The following is a 19,871-nucleotide window of genomic DNA, read 5'->3' on the forward strand; positions in this document are numbered from 1 at the left end:
GTTCGGAAGAGATGGTGCCCAGGAGAGGACTCGAACCTCCACGTCCATACGGACACTAGCACCTGAAGCTAGCGCGTCTACCAATTCCGCCACCTGGGCAGGTGTCGTGGAGGGGCGTTTAAGCCTAGTCGCGGGGGGCGTCAACCAGATTCGGTGAGATTTTTTAAAGTTTTTTGAGTTCGGTTCCCGGCCGGTGTTTTTCGCGCATGGTTTTCAACACTGTCGCGGCGAATTAGCGCCTTGTTTGACTGGCCTGCGGGCGCTAGTTCTAGGGCGCAATTTCTCAGCAGGAGCCCTCTCATGTCGAAACTGGTGACGATTTTTGGCGGATCGGGATTTGTCGGTCGCTACATCGCGCGGCGCATGGCGAAAGAGGGGTGGCGTGTCCGGGTGGCTGTACGTCGTCCGAACGAGGCCATGTTCGTCAAACCCTATGGTGCCGTGGGTCAGGTCGAACCGGTGCTGTGCAATATTCGGGATGACGCCTCGGTGGCGCTGGCGATGCAGAGCGCCGATGCGGTTGTGAACTGCGTGGGTGTGCTGAACGAACTTGGCAAGAACGGGTTTGATACCGTGCAGGCCGAAGGAGCTGAACGCATCGCGCGTTTGGCGGCCGAGCAGGGCATCAAGCGGATGGTTCATATCTCGGCCATCGGTGCGGATGCGAATTCAGCCAGCGCGTATTCCCGGACCAAAGCACATGGTGAAGCGAGCGTGTTGAAACATATGCCAGACGCCGTGATCCTGCGTCCTTCGGTGATCTTTGGCACCGAAGACCAGTTCTTCAACCGTTTCGCCGGAATGACCCGCATGGGACCGTTCCTGCCTCTGGTCGGGGCCGACACAAAATTCCAGCCGGTTTACGTAGACGATGTGGCGCAAGCTGCCGTCAAAGGCGTTCTGGGGCAGGCAGAGCCGGGTATTTACGAGCTTGGTGGCCCCGAGGTTAAGACCTTTCGTGCCTTGATGCAGCAGATGCTTGAAGTGATTCACCGTCGCCGCGTCATCATCGGCCTGCCGTTCTTTGCCGCGCGGATTATGGCGGGTGTGCTGGATATCGTTAAATTTGTCAGCTTCCAGCTGTTCCCCAACAACATTCTGACGCGCGATCAGCTTAAGAACCTGCGTCACGACAATGTTGTCGCCGAGGGCGCAAAGTCTTTTGCAGACCTTGGGATCGTGCCGACCACGCTGGAATCGGTGTTGCCGGAATACCTGTGGAAATTCCGCCCCTCGGGTCAGTATGACGACATTCAGAACTCGGCCAAAAACCTGCGTATCTGATCAGCTGTAGGCCATGATCAAAAGTATCACGCCAAGAATGACGCGGTAGATGACGTAGGGTGTGAAACTGACGCTGCGCAGAAGCCGCATCATCAGGCTGAGCGCCAGCAGGGCCGAAAGAAAGGCAAACAGCGCTGCAACGGCCCCATCCCGGGCCAGTTGCATATCGGCGTCGCGCACCACATCCAGTGCCAGCAGTGTGCCCGACGCCAGGATTGTCGGGATCGACATCAACATCGCGATCCGCGCGCCGTCTTCACGGGTATATCCCAATTGCCGCGCGCCGGTTATGGTTATCCCGGAACGGGACGTGCCTGGGATCAGGGCAAGAACCTGCCACAGACCCATGATGAGCGCGTCGCGTATTCCCCAGTTTTCGGCCCCTTTGGTTTCAGGAGCCTTCTGATCCACCCAATACAGCAGCAGACCGAAACCCAGCATTGTCCATCCGATGACCGTGATCGAGCGCATGGCCTGGCTCAACCCGGTGACATGCAGAATGAGGCCCGCGATCACGGTAGGAACAGTTGCAACGATCAGGCCCAGAGCAAGCCGGGCCTGCGGTGTGTCGCCCCGCCCGGTCAACGCGCGCGGCACACCGGAAAGGGCCTGTTTTACATCCGACCGGAAATACAGCACCACGGCGCCCAGGGTTCCCACATGCACCGCGACATCAATGGCTTGACCCTGGTCCTGCAACCCCGACAGGTTGGGCAGCAGGATCAGGTGACCAGATGAGGATATGGGCAAAAACTCAGTGATTCCCTGAATGATTGCTACGAGAATCAGGTGAAACAAACTCATCTGCCCTGCCGTGCTGCTGCCACGTGTTCTTTGTGGGTTATGGGTATAAGGGCGATGAAAAAAAGGAAAGCGCGCATATAGGTCCGAATCGGATCTAAAATTTCCAATTATTTTCCACTTTTCTTGAAGGCACGCTGCATTTTTTCAATTTAGGTCAGTATAATTGACTTTTCATCCAAAAGCGCATCCCGTAAAGAAACGGAACCTAGCCAATTCATGGAGTCTGACCCGTGGCCAAGCAACCGATGCTGAAATTTGTGCAGATCGACCGCGTCATGCCGGAAAAGCGTGCTGCCAATGACCGCAAGGACGACTTTGACGAGATCTATTCCGAGTTCGCCGCTGAAAAAGCAGCCGAGCAGGCGAGTCGGTGCAGCCAATGCGGTGTTCCTTACTGCCAGTCGCATTGCCCGTTGCACAACAATATTCCCGACTGGTTGCGCCTGACTGCGACCGGACGCCTGGAAGAAGCCTATCAGGTAAGTCAGGCCACCAATACTTTCCCTGAGATCTGCGGGCGCATCTGTCCGCAGGACCGCCTGTGCGAGGGCAACTGCGTGATCGAACAGTCGGGCCATGGAACGGTCACGATTGGTTCGATCGAGAAATACATAACGGATACCGCATGGGAAAAAGGCTGGGTCCAGCCGGTTGCTCCATCGGCCGAACGCGCTGAAAGCGTAGGTATCATTGGTGCAGGCCCTGGTGGATTGGCCGCTGCGGACATGCTGCGCCAGGCTGGTATCCAGGTCACGGTATACGACCGCTATGACCGGGCCGGTGGCCTGCTGATGTATGGCATTCCGGGGTTCAAACTGGAAAAAGACGTTGTTCAGCGCCGCAATGACCTGTTGGCTGATGGTGGGGTCGAGTTTGTTCTGAATTGCGACGTGGATGCGGCCAAGTTCGAAGAAATCCGGGCCAAGCATGATGCCGTTATCATTGCGACCGGTGTCTACAAGTCGCGCGACCTGGCAATGCCGGGCAGCGGTCTGGCCGGGATCGAAAAGGCGATCGACTTCCTGACAGCCTCGAACCGGAAAAGCTTTGGCGACGAGGTCGAAGAATTCGACAACGGTCGCTTGAACGCCGACGGCAAAAAAGTCGTCGTGATTGGCGGCGGTGACACTGCGATGGATTGCGTGCGTACTTCGATCCGTCAGGGCGCGACTTCTGTCAAATGTCTGTATCGCCGGGACCGGGCCAACATGCCGGGGTCACAGCGTGAAACGCAGAATGCCGAAGAAGAAGGCGTCATCTTCGAATGGCTCAGCGCACCCAAAGGGTTCACGGGTGAAGACACGGTCAAGGGTGTTATCGTTCAGAAGATGCGCTTGGGACAGCCAGACGCATCCGGTCGTCAGGCCCCCGAAGTGATTGAAGGCGCGGACTATGTCGAAGACGCCGATCTTGTGATCAAGGCGCTTGGATTCGAACCTGAAGACCTGCCGACGCTGTTCGGACAACCTGATCTGCCAGTCACCCGCTGGGGTACGATCAAGGCGGCGTTCCAAACCGGCGAGACCGAAATGGACGGAGTCTATGCAATCGGTGACATCGTGCGCGGTGCCTCGCTGGTGGTCTGGGCGATCCGGGACGGTCGTGACTGCGCTGATGCGATCATCGAACGCTTCAATGCTAAATCTGCCGTTGCGGCCGAATAATCCCGGCGATCAGGAGGCTTCGAAATGCCTGAATTGCAAGGCCAATGCATGTGTGGCGCAGTTACGGTGACGGCAACTCCGGCGCGGGATGCGCTGGGGGCCTGCCATTGCGACCAGTGCCGGCGCTGGACCAGTTCCATGCTGGTGACGTTTCAGGCCGAAGAAGGCTATGCCGCGCTTGGACCGGTCAAAACTTTCACTTCCTCTGACTGGGCCGAGCGCGCCTTTTGCGCCGATTGCGGCTCGGCGCTTTGGTATCGGATCACGCTCCCGGGCGAGATGCACGGCCAGACGCAAATGGCGGCAGGTCTGTTTGACAACGCCGCAGGCAACCCGCTGAAACTTGAACTTTACATCGACAAAAAGCCCCAGGGCTACGCGTTCGCAGGCGAACGCCGGCAGATGACCAAAGCCGAGGTCGAAGCCATGTACGCCCCCTCTGACGAAGGAGACAGCCAATGACCAAATATGATGCCGATTGGGTGCGGGCCGAAGAAGCCAAGCGCAAATGGATGGCTGAAAATGGTCTCTATTCTGAGGAAGAAGAGCATTCTTCCTGCGGTGTGGGTCTTGTTGTGTCCGTGGATGGGAAAGCCTCGCGCAAGGTTGTGGACGCCGGTATCGACGCGCTCAAGGCGATCTGGCACCGCGGCGCGGTTGATGCTGACGGCAAGACCGGTGATGGCGCGGGCATTCACGTGCAGATTCCGGTCTCGTTTTTCTACGATCAGATCCGGCGCACAGGCCACGAGCCCAAATTGGACGAACTGATCGCTGTTGGTCAGGTTTTCCTGCCGCGCACCGACTTTGGCGCACAGGAACAGTGCCGGACCATCGTGGAAAGCGAAGTTCTGCGCATGGGCTATTACATCTATGGCTGGCGTCACGTGCCGGTCGATGTCACCTGTCTGGGTGAAAAAGCCAACGCCACCCGGCCCGAGATCGAGCAGATCCTGATCTCGAATTCCAAAGGTGTGGACGAAGAGACCTTCGAGCGCGAGCTCTATGTCATTCGTCGCCGTATTGAAAAGGCCGCCTCAGCTGCCGGTATTTCCGGGCTGTACCTGGCGTCGCTGTCGTGCCGTTCGATCATCTACAAGGGCATGATGTTGGCCGAGCAGGTTGCCGTCTTCTATCCCGACCTGATGGACGAACGGTTTGAATCCGCCTTCGCAATCTACCACCAGCGCTATTCCACCAACACTTTCCCGCAATGGTGGCTGGCGCAGCCGTTCCGCATGTTGGCCCATAACGGCGAGATCAACACGCTGAAAGGCAACATCAACTGGATGAAAAGCCACGAGATCCGCATGGCGTCCTCGACGTTTGGGGATTATGCCGAGGATATCAAGCCGATCATCGCCGGAGGATCGTCGGATTCGGCCGCATTGGACTCGGTTTTCGAAGTTCTGGTGCGCGCGGGCCGCTCGGCGCCCATGGCGAAAACCATGCTGGTTCCGGAAAGCTGGTCGAAACAGGCGGTGGAACTGCCGCAGGCCTGGCGCGACATGTATTCCTACTGCAACTCGGTGATGGAGCCGTGGGACGGCCCCGCCGCGCTGGCCATGACGGATGGCCGCTGGGTCTGTGCTGGACTGGACCGCAACGGCCTGCGTCCGATGCGTTACGTCGTGACTGGCGATGGTCTTGTCATTGCGGGATCCGAGGCCGGCATGGTGCCGATTGATGAGTCCACAGTGACCGAAAAAGGCGCGCTGGGCCCCGGTCAGATGCTGGCTGTCGACATGAAAAAGGGCAAGCTGTATCGCGACACCCAGATCAAGAACAAGCTGGCGAGCGCATTGCCGTTTGGCGAGTGGGTCGGCAAGATCAACGATCTGGACGAGGCGCTGGCAGGTGTGACCGAAAAGCCGATATTCTCGGGCGAAGATCTGCGCAAACGCCAGATCGCGGCAGGCTATTCGGTCGAAGAGCTGGAGCAGATTCTTGCGCCCATGGCCGAAGACGGCAAAGAGGCGCTGGCGTCCATGGGTGACGATACGCCCTCGGCGGTTCTGTCCAAGCAATACCGCCCGCTCAGCCATTTCTTCCGGCAGAATTTCAGTCAGGTCACAAACCCGCCGATCGACAGTTTGCGCGAATACCGCGTCATGTCCTTGAAAACCCGGTTCGGGAACCTGAAGAACGTGCTGGATGAGGACAGCAGCCAGACCGAGATCATCGTTCTGGAAAGCCCCTTTGTCGGAAACGCACAATGGAATGAACTGGTTGGGCACCTCAACGCTCCGCTGGCCGAGATCGATTGCAGCTTTGAGCCCGGTCAAGGTGCGCTGAGCGCTGCTTTGGCCCGTGTCAGAGCCGAAGCTGAAGAGGCGGTACGGTCTGGCGCCGGGCATCTGGTGCTGACCGACATGAACTCGGGTGAAGATCGGGTGGCGATGCCGATGATCCTTGCCACCAGCGCAGTGCACTCACACCTGACCCGTCAGGGCCTGCGGACGTTCTGTTCCTTGAACGTACGCTCGGCTGAATGTGTCGATCCGCATTACTTTGCGGTTCTGATCGGCTGTGGCGCGACCGTTGTGAACGCCTATCTGGCCGAAGACTCGCTGGCCGATCGTATCGATCGTGGGCTGCTGGACGGTACCCTGACCGAAAATGTCGCGCGCTATCGCGAAGCCATCGACCAGGGCCTGTTGAAGATCATGGCCAAGATGGGGATTTCGGTGATCTCGTCCTATCGCGGCGGTCTGAATTTCGAGGCTGTTGGCCTGAGCCGCGCGATGGTGGCCGAGTATTTCCCGGGTATGACCAGCCGTATTTCCGGCATCGGCGTCAAGGGTATCCAGGCAAAGGCCGAAGAAATCCACGCCAAGGGCTGGAACAGTGGTCTGGACGTGTTGCCGATCGGTGGTTTCTACAAGGCACGGAAATCGGGTGAAACCCACGCGTGGGAAGCGACCTCGATGCATATGATGCAGATGGCGTGCAACAAGGCGTCCTTTGAGCTGTGGAAACAGTATTCTGCCAAGATGCAATCGAACCCGCCGATCCATCTGCGCGACCTGATGGATTTCAAACCATTGGGTAAACCGGTGCCGATCGAAGAGGTTGAATCGATCACCTCGATCCGCAAGCGCTTTGTCACGCCGGGCATGTCGCTGGGCGCGCTGTCGCCTGAGGCGCACAAGACGCTGAACGTGGCGATGAACCGGATCGGTGCGAAATCCGACAGTGGTGAAGGGGGTGAAGACCCGGCGCATTTCGTGCCGGAGCCGAATGGTGACAACCCCTCGGCCAAAATCAAGCAGGTGGCCTCGGGCCGGTTTGGTGTGACCGCCGAATATCTGAACCAGTGCGAAGAGCTGGAAATCAAGGTTGCCCAAGGGGCGAAACCGGGCGAGGGCGGTCAGCTGCCGGGCATGAAGGTCACTGACCTGATCGCGCGTCTGCGGCACTCGACCAAGGGCGTTACGCTGATCTCGCCGCCGCCGCATCATGACATCTACTCGATCGAGGATCTGGCTCAACTGATCTATGACCTGAAACAGATCAACCCGCGCTGCAAGGTGACGGTGAAACTGGTGGCGTCTTCCGGCGTTGGCACGATCGCTGCCGGTGTGGCCAAGGCGAAGGCCGATATCATCCTGATCTCGGGGCACAATGGCGGTACGGGTGCCTCACCCGCGACCAGCATCAAATATGCCGGTCTGCCATGGGAGATGGGCCTGACCGAGGCGCATCAGGTTCTGGCGATGAACAACCTGCGCGACCGGGTGACTCTGCGCACTGATGGCGGCCTGCGTACCGGGCGCGACATCGTCATGGCGGCGATGATGGGGGCCGAGGAATACGGCATCGGCACCGCCGCCCTGATCGCGATGGGCTGTATCATGGTGCGTCAGTGCCAGTCGAACACCTGCCCGGTTGGTGTCTGTACGCAGGACGAATCCCTGCGCGCCAAGTTCACCGGCAACGCCGACAAGGTGGTGAACCTGATCACCTTCTACGCGCAGGAAGTGCGCGAGCTGCTGGCCAGCCTTGGCGCGCGTTCCGTGGATGAAATCATCGGTCGGGCCGATCTGCTGGCGCAGGTTAGCCGGGGTTCGGCGCATTTGGACGATCTGGATCTCAACCCGCTGCTGATCACCGTCGATGGTGCGCATAACATCGTGTACAATCGCGACAAGGATCGGAACGCCGTGCCCGACACGCTGGATGCCGAGATCGTGCGCGATGCGGCGCGGTTCCTGAAGGATGGCGAGAAGATGCAGTTGTCATATGCCATCCAGAACACGCACCGCACCGTCGGAACCCGCATTTCCAGCCACATTGTGCAGAATTTTGGCATGCGGAACACGTTCCAGGATGACCACCTGCACGTGAAACTTCAGGGTTCGGCCGGTCAGTCCTTGGGGGCTTTCGCGGCTCCGGGTCTGAAGCTGGAAGTGTCGGGGGATGCCAATGACTATGTTGGCAAGGGCCTGTCTGGCGGCACGATCGTTGTGCGCCCGCCGCAGGTCAGCCCGCTGAAGGCGGACGACAACACGATCATCGGCAACACGGTTCTCTACGGTGCAACTGACGGCCATCTGTTCGCGGCTGGCCGCGCGGGTGAACGATTTGCCGTGCGCAACTCGGGTGCCAAAGTTGTGGTTGAAGGATGTGGCTCGAACGGGTGTGAGTACATGACCGGCGGCGTGGCCGTGATACTTGGTGACATCGGGGCCAATTTCGGTGCCGGGATGACCGGTGGCATGGCATATCTGTATGATCCCGAAGGCAAGGCCGAAGCGTTGATGAACAAGGAAACGCTTGTGACCTGCCCGGTCACCGTGGACCATTGGGTGGATCAATTGAAAGCCCTGATCACGCGTCACGCCGAGGAGACCTACAGCCGCAAGGCCGCGGATATTCTCCAGCATTGGGACGTGGAAAAGGGCAACTTCCTACAGGTTTGTCCCAAAGAAATGCTCAACAAACTCAGCCACCCGCTGAGCGAAGAAGTCACGGCAGTTCCGGCCGAGTAAGCCTAAATTCCATCAAAATACTGGCCCCGCGTGCCATTTACAGCACGCGGGGCCCTGATTATTGTGAGGTTTCAGTGGAATTCTTGCCTGCTCTTCCGAATCTCGCCATGCTTTTTTCACCTTGTAGTGTTAGCCATGGCCTGTTTCGGTTTCTAATGGTGACAGAGTAGGGGAAACAGGATGCCAACGACATATCGCGATCAGTTCTTCACCTTTGATCCTGCAAGCCCGCCACCAGCGGGGACGGCCGTCGCGGTCAGCAATTTCACCCTGACTGATGCGAATGATGACAATCTTATTGACGCACCCAGTGGTGACACGGTCAACGGGCAAGACGTTACAAATTCCTGGCCAGGCGATACTGTAACGATCAACGTGTCAGGCGTTGGGAACGTGACCTATACAGGAACCACTTTCTACCTGGCCGATGGGTCTCGGGCTTTCACCCCCACAGACGGCCAGGTGCTGCAGCCCGGAACGCTGGTGTCGACCACTTTTGTTAACACGTCAGGCCCGCTGAATGTCGGTAACCTTGGGCCGCCGTGCTTTACGGCCGGGACCATGATCGCCACACCGGAAGGTGAGCGCGCGGTTGAGGATTTGAAGGTTGGTGATCTGGTCATCACGGTGGATCACGGACCACAACCCTTGATCTGGGTTGGGTGTACAACCGTCGCAGCCGAAGGCAAACTGGCTCCAATCCGTTTCGATGCCGGGGTGTTCGGTCTGGATCGCCCCTTGCTGGTTTCACCGCAGCACCGGATGCTGATCGAAGACTGGCAGGCGTCCTTTCTGTTCGGCCATACCGAAGCGCTGGTTCCGGCGCATACTATGGTCAACGATGACACCGTGACACGGGTCGAGGGCGGTGAGGTTGAATATTTCCATCTGTTGTTCAAACAGCATGAGATCGTTTTCGCCAACGGAGCGAAAAGCGAAAGCTATTATCCCGGGCACGCGTTGTCGGCTTCGGATCGCGAAACACAAAGCGAAGTGCTGCACTTGTTTCCCGAGTTGACCGGGCTTGATCCGATGTCGCTGAAAACCGCGCGCCCGATCGTTCATCCGCGCGAGGCGCGCGCTTTCGCGATTTAGGCCGTTTCAAACCGGAACCTTGCGTCGTATAGCTGAGACATGGCGAAGAAAGCAGCCCGCAAATCCGGCGGAAAAAAACGCAAGGCATCCAGAAAGAAGGAACCAGTGGCGCGGCAGATTCGCCGCTGGGCAACGCGAGCGGTCATGGCGGTTCTGGGCCTCGTGGTTGCTCTGGTCCTGATTTATTCGGTGGTGAACCCTCCTGTCACCCACACCATCTGGACGGAATGGCGCCGGCTGGGAAAGGTTGAACGCGAATGGGTTCCGATCGAAGACATGGCACCGATCATGGCAAGATCAGTTGTTGCAGCCGAGGACGCAAATTTCTGCCTGCATTGGGGCTTTGACGTCGAAGCCATCCGCGATGCGCTTGAGGATGGCGGCAATCGTGGTGCCTCGACCATCACGCAACAGGTGGTGAAGAATGTGTTCCTCTGGCAGGGTCGCAGCTGGGTGCGCAAGGCTTTGGAAACCTCGATCACGCCGGTGGTTGAAATATTCTGGAGCAAACAGCGTATTCTTGAGGTGTATCTGAATGTCGCCGAAACCGGAAATGGCGTATTCGGGGTCGAAGCTGCGGCGCAACGCTATTTCAACACCAGCGCGGCAAAGCTGACTTCGGTTCAAGCGGCGCGGATTGCGGCAATCCTGCCGTCCCCGCGCAACCGATCGGTCACGGATCCGACTGCGCGCACCCGCAGACGGGCGGCTTCGATCCTCGATGGGGCGGCCACCATCCGCGCAGATGGTCGCGCAGATTGTTTCGAGGATTGAAACCCGCTATCTGCCAAGGCTAAATCTGTCGGGTATTCACTGGTTCGAATGGAAGTTCATGGCGCGTCTGTTTCACGTTCCCCTCTCTCCGTATTGTCGTAAGGTCCGTCTGTCGCTGGCGGAGAAGAAGATCGAGGTTGAGCTGGTAGAAGAGCGATACTGGGAACAGGATCCTGATTTTCTGCGGCGCAACCCGGCGGGAAAAGTGCCCGTATTGCGTCTGGACGGGCAGATCATGTCGGAAAGCGCGGCTATCTGCGAATACATCGAAGAAACCCGCCCAGAGCCACCTTTGATGCCGAAAACCCCCGAAGCCAGATTCGAAGTAAGACGCCTTGTCGGGTGGTTCGACGACAAATTTCACCACGAGGTGACATCGAAGCTGTTGTATGAGCGAGTGAACAAAAAAGTGACAGGACAGGGGTATCCGGACAGCAAGAATGTCAAACAGGGTGCCAAGGCGATCAAATACCATCTGGATTACATGGCGTGGCTGCTGGATCACCGCCGTTGGTTGGCGGGGGATCAGATGACATTGGCGGATTTTGCGGCCGCGGCACATCTGTCTTCGCTGGATTACATCTCGGACGTGGACTGGAACCGCAGCCAGGTGGTCAAGGACTGGTATGCCAAGATCAAGTCTCGACCGGCATTTCGGTCAATACTGGCGGATCAGGTGCCAGGGTTCCGACCGCCGCCCCATTACGCTGATCTGGATTTCTGATAGGGTGCGCAAGGGGGGCTGTCTGCCCCCCATCGCGCCATGGGCGCGATTCCCCCCGAGGATATTTTTGGCCAGATGAAGAGCGGATCGGATCTTAAGGAAAAACTGGTGCAACAAGCCCAGGCAGAGGGGTTTGTTGCCTGTCGCGTGTGCCGCCCTTGGGATGTTCCACAGGTGCCGAAACGATTGCGGGCCTATCTGGACGCCGGGTACCACGGGCAAATGGGATGGATGGCCGAGCGCACGCATTGGCGTGGCGATCCTGCCGCCCTTTGGCCCGCGGCGCAATCGGTGGTCATGTTGGCCGAAAGCTATACGCCGGAACATGACCCGACGGAGATCTTGAATCACCCGGATCGTGGTGCAATTTCCGTCTATGCGCAGAACAAGGACTATCATGATCTTGTCAAGAAGCGGCTGAAGCGGTTGGCGCGATGGCTGATTGCCGAAGCCGGAGGCGAGGTGAAAGTATTTGTCGATACCGCGCCAGTTCCCGAGAAGGCGCTGGGATATGCCGCCGGATTGGGGTGGCAGGGCAAGCACACCAATCTTGTAAGCCGCGAATGGGGAAATTGGGCCTTTATAGGGTCTGTTTTCACTACTCTGGACCTGCCGACAGACAATTCAGAGATCGATCATTGCGGGTCGTGCCGCGCCTGTCTGGACAGCTGCCCGACCGATGCGTTTCCGGCCCCGTATCAACTGGATGCACGACGGTGCATTTCATATCTGACCATTGAACATAAGGGCCCGGTGGACCATGAGCTGCGCGGTAAGTTGGGCAATCGGATCTATGGCTGCGACGATTGTCTGGCGGCCTGTCCATGGAACAAGTTTGCCGTCGCAGCGAGCGATATGCGCTATGCCGCCCGTGACGATCTGAAAGCGCCCGGCTTGGAAGAACTGGCGGCGCTGGACGATGCCGCTTTTCGCGCAAAGTTTTCGGGCTCGCCGATCAAACGTATCGGCCGGGACCGGTTCGTGCGCAATGTTCTGTATGCCATTGGAAACTCGGGACAGCCAAAACTGAAAACAGTGGCTCAGCGTCTGTTGGAGGACCCGGATGAGACCGTGGCAGAGGCGGCGCGCTGGGCGGTGGAACAACTGTCATAATTGCCGCAAACAGGCTGGACGTGTCGTGCATAACCGCTAAACCCATCCACAGCGAACAGACAGGAGGACCCGATGACGTTGTCTTTGGGGGTAGATACGGGCGGGACCTATACCGACGCGGTGTTGATCAGGGATGAGAAAGAGGTCATCGCCTCGGCCAAGTCGCTGACCACCCGGGCGGATCTGGCGATTGGTGTGGGCAAGGCGATCTCGTCTGTGCTGGCAGAGGCGCAGGTCACGGCGGATCAGATCTCGATGGCGTCATTGTCGACGACGCTGGCCACGAATGCTCTGGTCGAGGGGCAGGGTGGCCGTGTCGCGTTGATCTATATCGGGTTCAAGGACAGTGATCTTGAAAAACACGGGCTCAAAGAGGCGCTGAAGGGCGATCCCGCCCTGGTGATTGCCGGTGGGCATACCCATTCCGGTGGGCAAGCTGCCGCCTTGGATGTCGCAGCGCTTGAGGCCTTTTTGGATTCGCATAAGGGAATTTCCGGATTCGCGGTTGCTGCTCAGTTCGCCACCCGCAACCCGGTGCATGAGTTGGAAGCGGCGCGCATAATCTCGGAAAGGACCGGGGCGCCGGTGACCTGTTCGCATCACTTGTCCGCCAAGCTCAATGGTCCGAAACGCGCGGTGACGGCTGTGCTGAATGCGCGGCTGATCGGGATGATCGACCGATTGATCGGGCGTGCACAGGATCAACTGCATGCGCTGGGAATTTCGGCGCCGATGATGGTGGTGCGCGGCGATGGCGCCCTGATGAGTGCGGAACAGGCCCGGGAACGGCCGATCGAGACTATTCTGAGCGGGCCTGCGGCTTCTATCGTCGGGGCGCGATGGCTTACCGGAGCGGACAATGCGCTGGTCTCGGACATCGGGGGAACGACCACTGATGTGGCGCTTATCCGGGACGGAAAGCCCGCGATCGATCCGGCCGGGGCGCAGGTAGGTGGGTTTCGCACCATGGTCGAAGCCGTGGCGATGCGAACCCACGGTCTGGGCGGTGACAGCCAGGTGCATGTTGTGGCCGAAGGGTTGCGGGGCGGTGTGTTCCTGGGCCCGCGTCGCGTGTTGCCCGTTTCGCTGATCGCGTCAGAAGCGCCCGACGTTGTGCATTCAGTACTGGATGAACAATTGCGGGCCACGACTGTGGGCGAGCATGATACGCGTTTTGCCCGCCGCGTGCCCGGCATCCATGCCGAAGGAGTCGGTGCGCGGGAAGAAAGCCTGCTGGAGAGGCTGGGAGATCGCGTTCTGCCCCTGAGCGCCTTGCTGCGGTCGCGGATGGAGAACGGGGCGCTGATGCGCCTGGTCGATCGCGGAATCATCCAGGTGTCTGGGGTTACGCCATCTGATGCCAGCCACGTGTTGGGGCGGGTTCGTGCCTGGGATGTCGATGCGGCGCGCAAGGCATTGGAACTGATGGCACGCCAACGGGTCGGGTCAGGGGATATGTTGGCAAACTCTCCCGAAGCGTTGGCACAGATGATCGTGGATCAATTGACGGAACAGACCAGTTTGACCTTGTTAGAGGCTGCTTTTGACGAAGAGCAGGTTGGTTTTGGTCTGCCTTCGCAAGACTTGGCGCGTCATGTGCTGACACAGCGCGGGTTGGCACAACACCGTGGGTTGCTGTCGCTGAGCGCTGCTTTGAATGTGGATGTGGTTGGCCTTGGGGCGTCGGCCCCCAGCTATTACCCTGCGGTGGGTGAACGGCTGCACTGCCGAATGATCCTGCCGGAACATGCGGGCGTGGCCAATGCGATTGGTGCTGTCGTGGGGCGGCTGACCCTGCGTCGCTCGGGCACGGTCACATCCCCGGCGGAAGGGCGATATCGTGTGCATCTGGAGGATGGCCCGAAGGACTTCGCCGCGTCAGAGGACGCCTTGGCCCTGTTGGAAAAGGTTTTGATGTCCGAAGCAGAGGGCGCAGTACGAGAAGCCGGCGCAGAAGACATTCGCGTGATCGTGGATCGTGACATCAAAACCGCGCGAGTCGAGGCAAAGGACGTTTTTGTCGAGGCCCTGATCACGGTCGAGGCAAGCGGGCGCCCGAGGGTGGCCGCAGGCTAGCCCCCCTTAAAGCTTCAGAGGGGCCGGGCAGGTGGTGCTTTATTCTGCTGCGCTTGAGCGTTTGGGCAGGACCCAATCCTGACGCGGGAAGTGGCAGGTATAGCCGTTCGGAATCCGCTCCAGATAATCCTGATGCTCTGGCTCGGCTTCCCAGAAGTCTCCGACAGGTTCGACCTCGGTCACGACTTTTCCGGGCCACAAGCCGCTGGCATTTACGTCGGCGATGGTGTCCAAGGCCACCTGTTTCTGGGTGTCATCCGCGTAGTAGATCGCAGATCGATAGCTCATGCCGATATCGTTGCCCTGACGGTTGACCGTGGTCGGGTCATGGATCTGAAAGAAGAATTCCAGCAGGTCGCGATAGCTGATCCGAGACGGATCGAACCAGATCTCGATCCCTTCCGCGTGGGTGCCGTGATTGCGATAGGTCGCGTTGGGCACGTCACCGCCGGTATAGCCGACACGCGTACGCGACACGCCAGGCATTTTGCGGATAAGGTCCTGCATCCCCCAGAAGCAGCCCCCGGCCAGTACAGCGCGTTGCTCGGTCATCAGATATCCTCCACATGAGTCAGGTATTCGCCATAACCTTCGGCTTCCATCTCATCCCGATGAATGAACCGAAGCGAGGCAGAGTTGATGCAGTACCGCAAACCGCCATGTTCACGCGGACCGTCCGGGAAGACATGCCCCAGGTGGCTGTCGCCGTGTTTCGAACGAACCTCGGTCCGGATCATGTCATGCGTGGTATCGCGGAACTCTTCGACATGTTCGTGCACGATCGGCTTGGTGAAACTGGGCCAGCCACACCCGGATTCGTATTTGTGGGTCGAGGCAAACAGCGGTTCACCCGATACGATATCCACATAAATGCCGGGTTCCTTGTTGTTCAGGTATTTCCCGGTGCCCGGACGTTCCGTACCACTGCGCTGGGTGACGTGAAACTCTTCGGGCGAAAGCGCAGCAATGGCCGTGGGGTCTTTGGTATAGCGAGTCATGGATCCTCCGGCTGAAATAGTGTTTGCGCCATTATCTGGGGGCTGCGGGGTGGAAAGCAAAGCGATATTTCAAACCGCTCTCGCAGTCGTGCAAGTGATCTGAACAACAAAGTCACGCGTATCTGAATAAAAGGGAGGACAAGACATGATGAGATTGCTGCTTTTGACTGCCCTGATATTGCTGGGCCGCGCCGTTCAGGCGGCGCCGCTGACCGGTGAGTTCGACTCGATCGACGGAGGCACATTGGCCATCGAAGAGTGGCGCGGCCAACCCATCTTGGTGGTCAACACCGCGTCCCAGTGTGGGTTTACCGGGCAATACAAGGCTCTGCAAAGGGTGCATGAGGACTATTCCGGCAAAGGGCTGGTCGTTCTTGCGGTTCCGTCGGATTCGTTTAATCAGGAACTTGGGTCCGCGGAAGAGGTGAAACAGTTCTGCGAGATGAACTATGGGCTGACCCTGCCGATGACGGATATCACTCCGGTCAAAGGGGCTGACGCTCACCCGTTCTACAAGGCCGTTGCCGCGCAGACCGGGTTCACGCCCAAGTGGAACTTCAACAAGATCCTGATCAATTCTGAGGGTGAGGTCGCAGCGACCTTCGGGTCAAATGTCAAACCCGATTCCCGCAAACTGCTGTCTCAGGTCGAGGCTTTGCTGCCTTGAACGGGTTGGCGTGAAAGCTGAACCGCAAGAATGCCAAGGGTTGTAACGGTGACGCCAACCGCATCCATGGCGCCGAGTTTCTCGCCCAGCAGGATCGCCGCGATGGTGACCCCGAACACGGGGTTCAAAAAGTGGAAGGTGGCGGCTCGTACGGCTCCGATCCGGTCCAACAGCAGGAACCAGATCAATGTCGCCAGCAAACCGGGGAAAAGGGTTGTGTAGGTAAAGGCCAGCGCCAGTGGCAACGTCGGGTGGATGTAAATGGTTTCAAAGACCGGAGCAGCCGCAAACAGCGCGGCTGAACCAACCAGCATCTGCAGGCCAACGACCATCATGAAATTCCCGCCGGATGTTGCACCGCGAACGGCCAACGTTGCGAAGGTCAAGGCAAGAGCACCCACACCGCAAAGCGCGACGCCGAACATATCAACGCCCGCGCTGATCCGGCTGCTCATGATAAGGGCGACTCCGGCGAAACCGGCGAACAGACCCAAAACACCCAGTGGCCGCAGCTTTTCGCCGAAAATCAACCACCCCGCCAGCGCCACCAACAAGGGCATGGTGGATGCGATTATGGCCGCGACCGAAGCCTCGACCGTTTGCATCGCATAAAAATTTAGACCCAAATACAGGGCATTTTGGCAGATCCCGAACAATATCGTTGCGCGCCACTGGTTTCGGGTCAGGTGCCAGCTTTGCCCCATCGCGCGGGCAATCATGACCCCCAGAACACCAGAGATCAGAAACCTCAAGGCCAGCGAAAACAGGGGGGACGCATCCGCCACGATAATACGCGCCGAGGTAAAGGCGGATGACCAGATCAGGGCAAATGTCAGCCCCATGGTTATGGCGCGCAGATCCATGGAGACCCCCTGTCACTTTGCGCGGACTGTTCCTGATTTTGGGATCGGTCGCAAGCGGTGCGCGTCAAAAAAGACACATGCGTGATGCAAGAAAAGTCTTGCGCATGTTTATATTGATTGACTAGCCAATTAAAGATATCGGCGGCAGGACCTGACATATCAAGGGAGGTTTGTCGGTGCTTCTGGAGTACATTCTATCGTTCGGCGTCCTGCTGGCATTGGGGCTGGTCGCTTTCTTCGTCGTGAAATGGTGGAACCTGCGCTGTGTCGGCGTGACACCGGTTCATCTGTTCACGTTCATCGCGATTCTGTTCACATCCGGCCTGGATGTCGGCCTGATCATGTTTCCACTGACCGAATTCGGAGGATACGCCGATGACCCGGCCTATGCCTTTGCCAACCCGCTGGCGATCGAGTTCGGATTCTGGGGTTTTCTGATCTGGGCCTTCTATTTCCTGACGGCCTTCTACTTCTGCGTGATCGAACCCCGCGTGAAGTTCTTTGAGATCCCGCTGGTCAAGCTGATCAACAACGTGGTGATCATTGGCACCTGTGCCTTCACCGCCAGCCTGTTCCTGATCTACCTGCCCGGCTATCTGCCCGAGGTCGGCGATGGTGAATCCGTCGTTACCACCTTCTACATCATCGTGTTTGTCGTCATTCTGGCGGCGGCCTATTCCTCGACCGATCTGAAATACGTTCGCATCCTGTCCGTCGGTTCGACCTTTTTGTTCCTTGCCCTGATTCTGGGCATGTGGGCAGCCGCAGGTATGGGCGTGACCGGGTTTGTGGAAACCGGCAGAAATATCGGCGCCTATTTCGCCAACCTGCACAAGTTCGTCCTGCCATTGACCGACTATCACGCGTTCTACCTGTTCTGGTGGTTTGCATGGTCGATCATGATCGGACAGTTTACGTCGCGCTTTGTGGGTGGCCTGACCACGTGGCAGTTGCTGGCGGCGCTGTTGATCTTCCCGTCGATCCCGCTGGGGATCTGGTTCACCGTTCTTTACTATTACCACCTGAACGGCATCAGTACCGCTGGCATCACCAACATTGCGATGGTGATCGTGGGTGTGACGTTCGTAATCAACTCATTGGACTCGCTGATTCGTCTGTACACAGACAACCTGAACCTGACCGTCGAGCGGTTCGGAAAGGCGATCTACGTGGCGGGCAACGTCGCACTGCTGTTTGTCCTGACCCTGTTGTTCCAAAGCCAATGGCTGCAAATCCAGTGGATCGGAGCAGTCGTGGTTGGACTGTATCTGGCTTGCGTCGTCTATATCCTGATCACCAAACGCCAAGAGGTATTGAGCATCGACTCGATGCCAGAAGATCGTGATCTGGACTTCCACAAGGTTGAAACGGTCCACTGACCGGACCAGAGACACGGAACAGAAACGGGCACCTCTGGTGCCCGTTTCTATTTTTACCGACAATATCGCAGCTTTGGACAATCTGCGGGCTTTTCAACCGCGCGACATCCCAACCCGGGCGGCGGCTGCCTTTACGGTACGATCAAAAGGAATGTTGCCCGCGCTGCGATCAACTCGCCCGTGAAATGAAGTTGGGCAAGGCTATTCGTCAACCGCCGGATAGATGAACCCGTTTACCGGGTAGGGATTGCCGTAGTGGCCCGGTTGGCTTTCAACCCGAACCAACGTCCAGTCATTGTTTTTGGAGACGTCCCTGACGCCCATCTTCAACGACACCTTGTTTCGGTGCCAGTTGGCATGATTCACGATGACTTCCCGGTCGGTGACGATATCGGATACGACAGCCACATGGCCCAGGGGCATTCCTCGGGTCGCCCGAAACGACATAACCGCACCAACAACCGGTTCCTTGCCGCGCTCAAACACTTGCTGCGCCCGTCCCCACCAGTCTTTCGCATTGCCGCGAATTTCAATACCGCTGAGGTCTCGGGCGTAGGGCACGCACCATACTCTTTGCCCTCTGGCCCGCTTTTTCGAGACCTCTTGCAGCGCCATCAACTGGCGTTCAGGGTCGAGATTCGCATTGGTGGTGTTTTGCGCGCAGGCAGAGACAAGAGTGATAAGACCCACCGCAATCGCGGAACGGGCGCTGCCGGACAAGCGCGGCCAAGTTGTTTTCTTTTTACAGACGCTGTTTTGCAAGATATTTCATTGCCGGTTCGAAGACTGACGAAGTTGTAAGGTGATCAGACAAGTCTTGAAAAGAGGCCCGCAAACACCACGGCAAGATTTTGCCAGTTCTCTGACCCAGGTTCAGGTCAATGGCTGCCCTTGAAGGCGCATTCTCACCTTGGTGGCGAATACCGGGCCGAAATATGTTGTGCGAAACGGGTTCAAAACCCGCAGGCACAGAATATTCAAGACGATAGAAAAAAGAGCCCCCCAAAGGCGGCCCTTTATCGTTGGCTAAAAAGTTGAAATCAGCCGTTTACGCTGTCTTTCAGTGCCTTGGCGATGGTCATTTTCACAACCTTGTCGGCTTCCTTGGTGAAGGTTTCACCAGTGGCCGGGTTGCGGACCTGACGCTCGGGCCGCTCGCGGCAGTAGATTTTGCCGACGCCGGGCAGGGTCACTGCGCCACCGGCCGAAACTTCGCGGGTAATCAGGCCGGTGATGGCCTCCAGCGCAGAGTTTGCGGATTTCTTGTCGGTTCCCATTTCCTCAGCGAGAGCAGCAACCAGCTGAGTCTTTGTCATAGGCTTTGCCATTTCTTGGTCTCCTTAACGTGCCCGATCTATTGGGCCTCACCGCGTAACTGTAACGGGATATTGTGGCCAAACACAACGAATAGTAGCGCTGAAACCCCTAAAAATATGGGG

At 58.1% G+C, this 19,871-nt stretch carries 17 protein-coding genes and 1 tRNA gene; 11 read left to right on the plus strand and 7 right to left on the minus strand.

Annotation, left to right across the window (positions count from 1 at the left end; all coding sequences use genetic code 11):
• Positions 1-12 precede the first annotated feature (12 nt).
• Positions 13-99 (minus strand) — tRNA-Leu (locus ACR3E6_RS05705).
• A gap of 201 nt (positions 100-300) precedes the next feature.
• On the opposite strand from ACR3E6_RS05705, the gene ACR3E6_RS05710 reads away from it, so the two are divergent.
• A complete protein-coding gene (locus ACR3E6_RS05710) occupies positions 301-1,284 on the plus strand; it encodes a complex I NDUFA9 subunit family protein (protein WP_209835594.1) in 984 nt (327 codons plus the stop codon).
• Here ACR3E6_RS05710 and ACR3E6_RS05715 read toward each other — a convergent pair whose 3' ends face one another.
• Positions 1,285-2,088 carry an undecaprenyl-diphosphate phosphatase gene (locus tag ACR3E6_RS05715; protein WP_480486235.1) on the minus strand — a complete coding sequence of 268 codons (804 nt, stop codon included), beginning with the start codon at positions 2,086-2,088 and terminating at the stop codon, positions 1,285-1,287. It lies immediately after the preceding gene.
• Between the two features lie 230 nt (positions 2,089-2,318).
• Here ACR3E6_RS05715 and ACR3E6_RS05720 point away from each other — a divergent pair, with 230 nt between their 5' ends.
• The 8 genes from ACR3E6_RS05720 to ACR3E6_RS05755 all read left to right on the plus strand — a co-directional run bounded on the left by ACR3E6_RS05720 (position 2,319) and on the right by ACR3E6_RS05755 (position 14,525).
• Complete coding sequence (locus ACR3E6_RS05720; protein ID WP_171635269.1) at positions 2,319-3,752, plus strand: NAD(P)-dependent oxidoreductase; 1,434 nt, start codon at positions 2,319-2,321, stop codon at positions 3,750-3,752.
• A 24-nt stretch (positions 3,753-3,776) separates the two neighbouring features.
• The gene (locus ACR3E6_RS05725) at positions 3,777-4,214 is read left to right on the plus strand and encodes a GFA family protein (protein WP_152459664.1); all 438 of its coding nucleotides are present in this window, start codon (positions 3,777-3,779) and stop codon (positions 4,212-4,214) included.
• Positions 4,211-8,743, plus strand: a complete 4,533-nt coding sequence (gltB, locus tag ACR3E6_RS05730; RefSeq protein ID WP_480486237.1) for a glutamate synthase large subunit — start codon at positions 4,211-4,213, stop codon at positions 8,741-8,743. The genes ACR3E6_RS05725 and gltB overlap by 4 nt, the downstream gene beginning before the upstream one ends.
• 180 nt (positions 8,744-8,923) lie before the next feature.
• Positions 8,924-9,838, plus strand: a complete 915-nt coding sequence (locus ACR3E6_RS05735) for a Hint domain-containing protein (RefSeq protein ID WP_209835597.1) — start codon at positions 8,924-8,926, stop codon at positions 9,836-9,838.
• 39 nt (positions 9,839-9,877) lie between these two features.
• On the plus strand, positions 9,878-10,612 hold the full coding sequence (gene mtgA, locus ACR3E6_RS05740) for a monofunctional biosynthetic peptidoglycan transglycosylase (protein ID WP_480486240.1): 735 nt from the start codon (positions 9,878-9,880) through the stop codon (positions 10,610-10,612).
• Between the two features lie 58 nt (positions 10,613-10,670).
• Positions 10,671-11,336, plus strand: a complete 666-nt coding sequence (gene fzlA, locus ACR3E6_RS05745; protein WP_171635778.1) for an FtsZ-binding protein FzlA — start codon at positions 10,671-10,673, stop codon at positions 11,334-11,336.
• A gap of 75 nt (positions 11,337-11,411) precedes the next feature.
• Complete coding sequence (gene queG / locus ACR3E6_RS05750) at positions 11,412-12,449, plus strand: tRNA epoxyqueuosine(34) reductase QueG (RefSeq protein ID WP_171635259.1); 1,038 nt, start codon at positions 11,412-11,414, stop codon at positions 12,447-12,449.
• A gap of 72 nt (positions 12,450-12,521) precedes the next feature.
• The gene (locus ACR3E6_RS05755) at positions 12,522-14,525 is read left to right on the plus strand and encodes a hydantoinase/oxoprolinase family protein (RefSeq protein WP_480486242.1); all 2,004 of its coding nucleotides are present in this window, start codon (positions 12,522-12,524) and stop codon (positions 14,523-14,525) included.
• 39 nt (positions 14,526-14,564) lie between these two features.
• On the opposite strand, the gene msrA is transcribed toward ACR3E6_RS05755, so the two are convergent.
• Both msrA and msrB read right to left on the minus strand, forming a co-directional pair.
• A complete protein-coding gene (gene msrA / locus ACR3E6_RS05760; protein WP_480486244.1) occupies positions 14,565-15,077 on the minus strand; it encodes a peptide-methionine (S)-S-oxide reductase MsrA in 513 nt (170 codons plus the stop codon).
• Complete coding sequence (gene msrB, locus ACR3E6_RS05765) at positions 15,077-15,523, minus strand: peptide-methionine (R)-S-oxide reductase MsrB (RefSeq protein ID WP_480486245.1); 447 nt, start codon at positions 15,521-15,523, stop codon at positions 15,077-15,079. The genes msrA and msrB overlap by 1 nt, the downstream gene beginning before the upstream one ends.
• A 145-nt stretch (positions 15,524-15,668) precedes the next feature.
• Here msrB and ACR3E6_RS05770 point away from each other — a divergent pair, with 145 nt between their 5' ends.
• Positions 15,669-16,190, plus strand: a complete 522-nt coding sequence (locus ACR3E6_RS05770; protein ID WP_171635255.1) for a glutathione peroxidase — start codon at positions 15,669-15,671, stop codon at positions 16,188-16,190.
• On the opposite strand, the gene ACR3E6_RS05775 is transcribed toward ACR3E6_RS05770, so the two are convergent.
• Positions 16,166-17,053, minus strand: coding sequence for a DMT family transporter (locus ACR3E6_RS05775; protein WP_171635254.1), 888 nt, complete (start codon positions 17,051-17,053; stop codon positions 16,166-16,168). The genes ACR3E6_RS05770 and ACR3E6_RS05775 overlap by 25 nt on opposite strands.
• A 182-nt stretch (positions 17,054-17,235) precedes the next feature.
• Here ACR3E6_RS05775 and ACR3E6_RS05780 point away from each other — a divergent pair, with 182 nt between their 5' ends.
• Positions 17,236-18,432, plus strand: a complete 1,197-nt coding sequence (locus ACR3E6_RS05780) for a BCCT family transporter (RefSeq protein WP_480488099.1) — start codon at positions 17,236-17,238, stop codon at positions 18,430-18,432.
• Between the two features lie 201 nt (positions 18,433-18,633).
• Here the strand turns inward: ACR3E6_RS05780 and ACR3E6_RS05785 are convergent, their stop codons facing one another.
• A complete protein-coding gene (locus ACR3E6_RS05785) occupies positions 18,634-19,152 on the minus strand; it encodes a CHAP domain-containing protein (RefSeq protein ID WP_480486247.1) in 519 nt (172 codons plus the stop codon).
• 320 nt (positions 19,153-19,472) lie between these two features.
• Positions 19,473-19,760 (minus strand): HU family DNA-binding protein, encoded by a 288-nt coding sequence (locus tag ACR3E6_RS05790; RefSeq protein ID WP_117871130.1) that lies wholly within the window; start codon positions 19,758-19,760, stop codon positions 19,473-19,475.
• Positions 19,761-19,871 lie beyond the last annotated feature (111 nt).

Source organism: Ruegeria sp. AL3 (genome assembly GCF_056536065.1).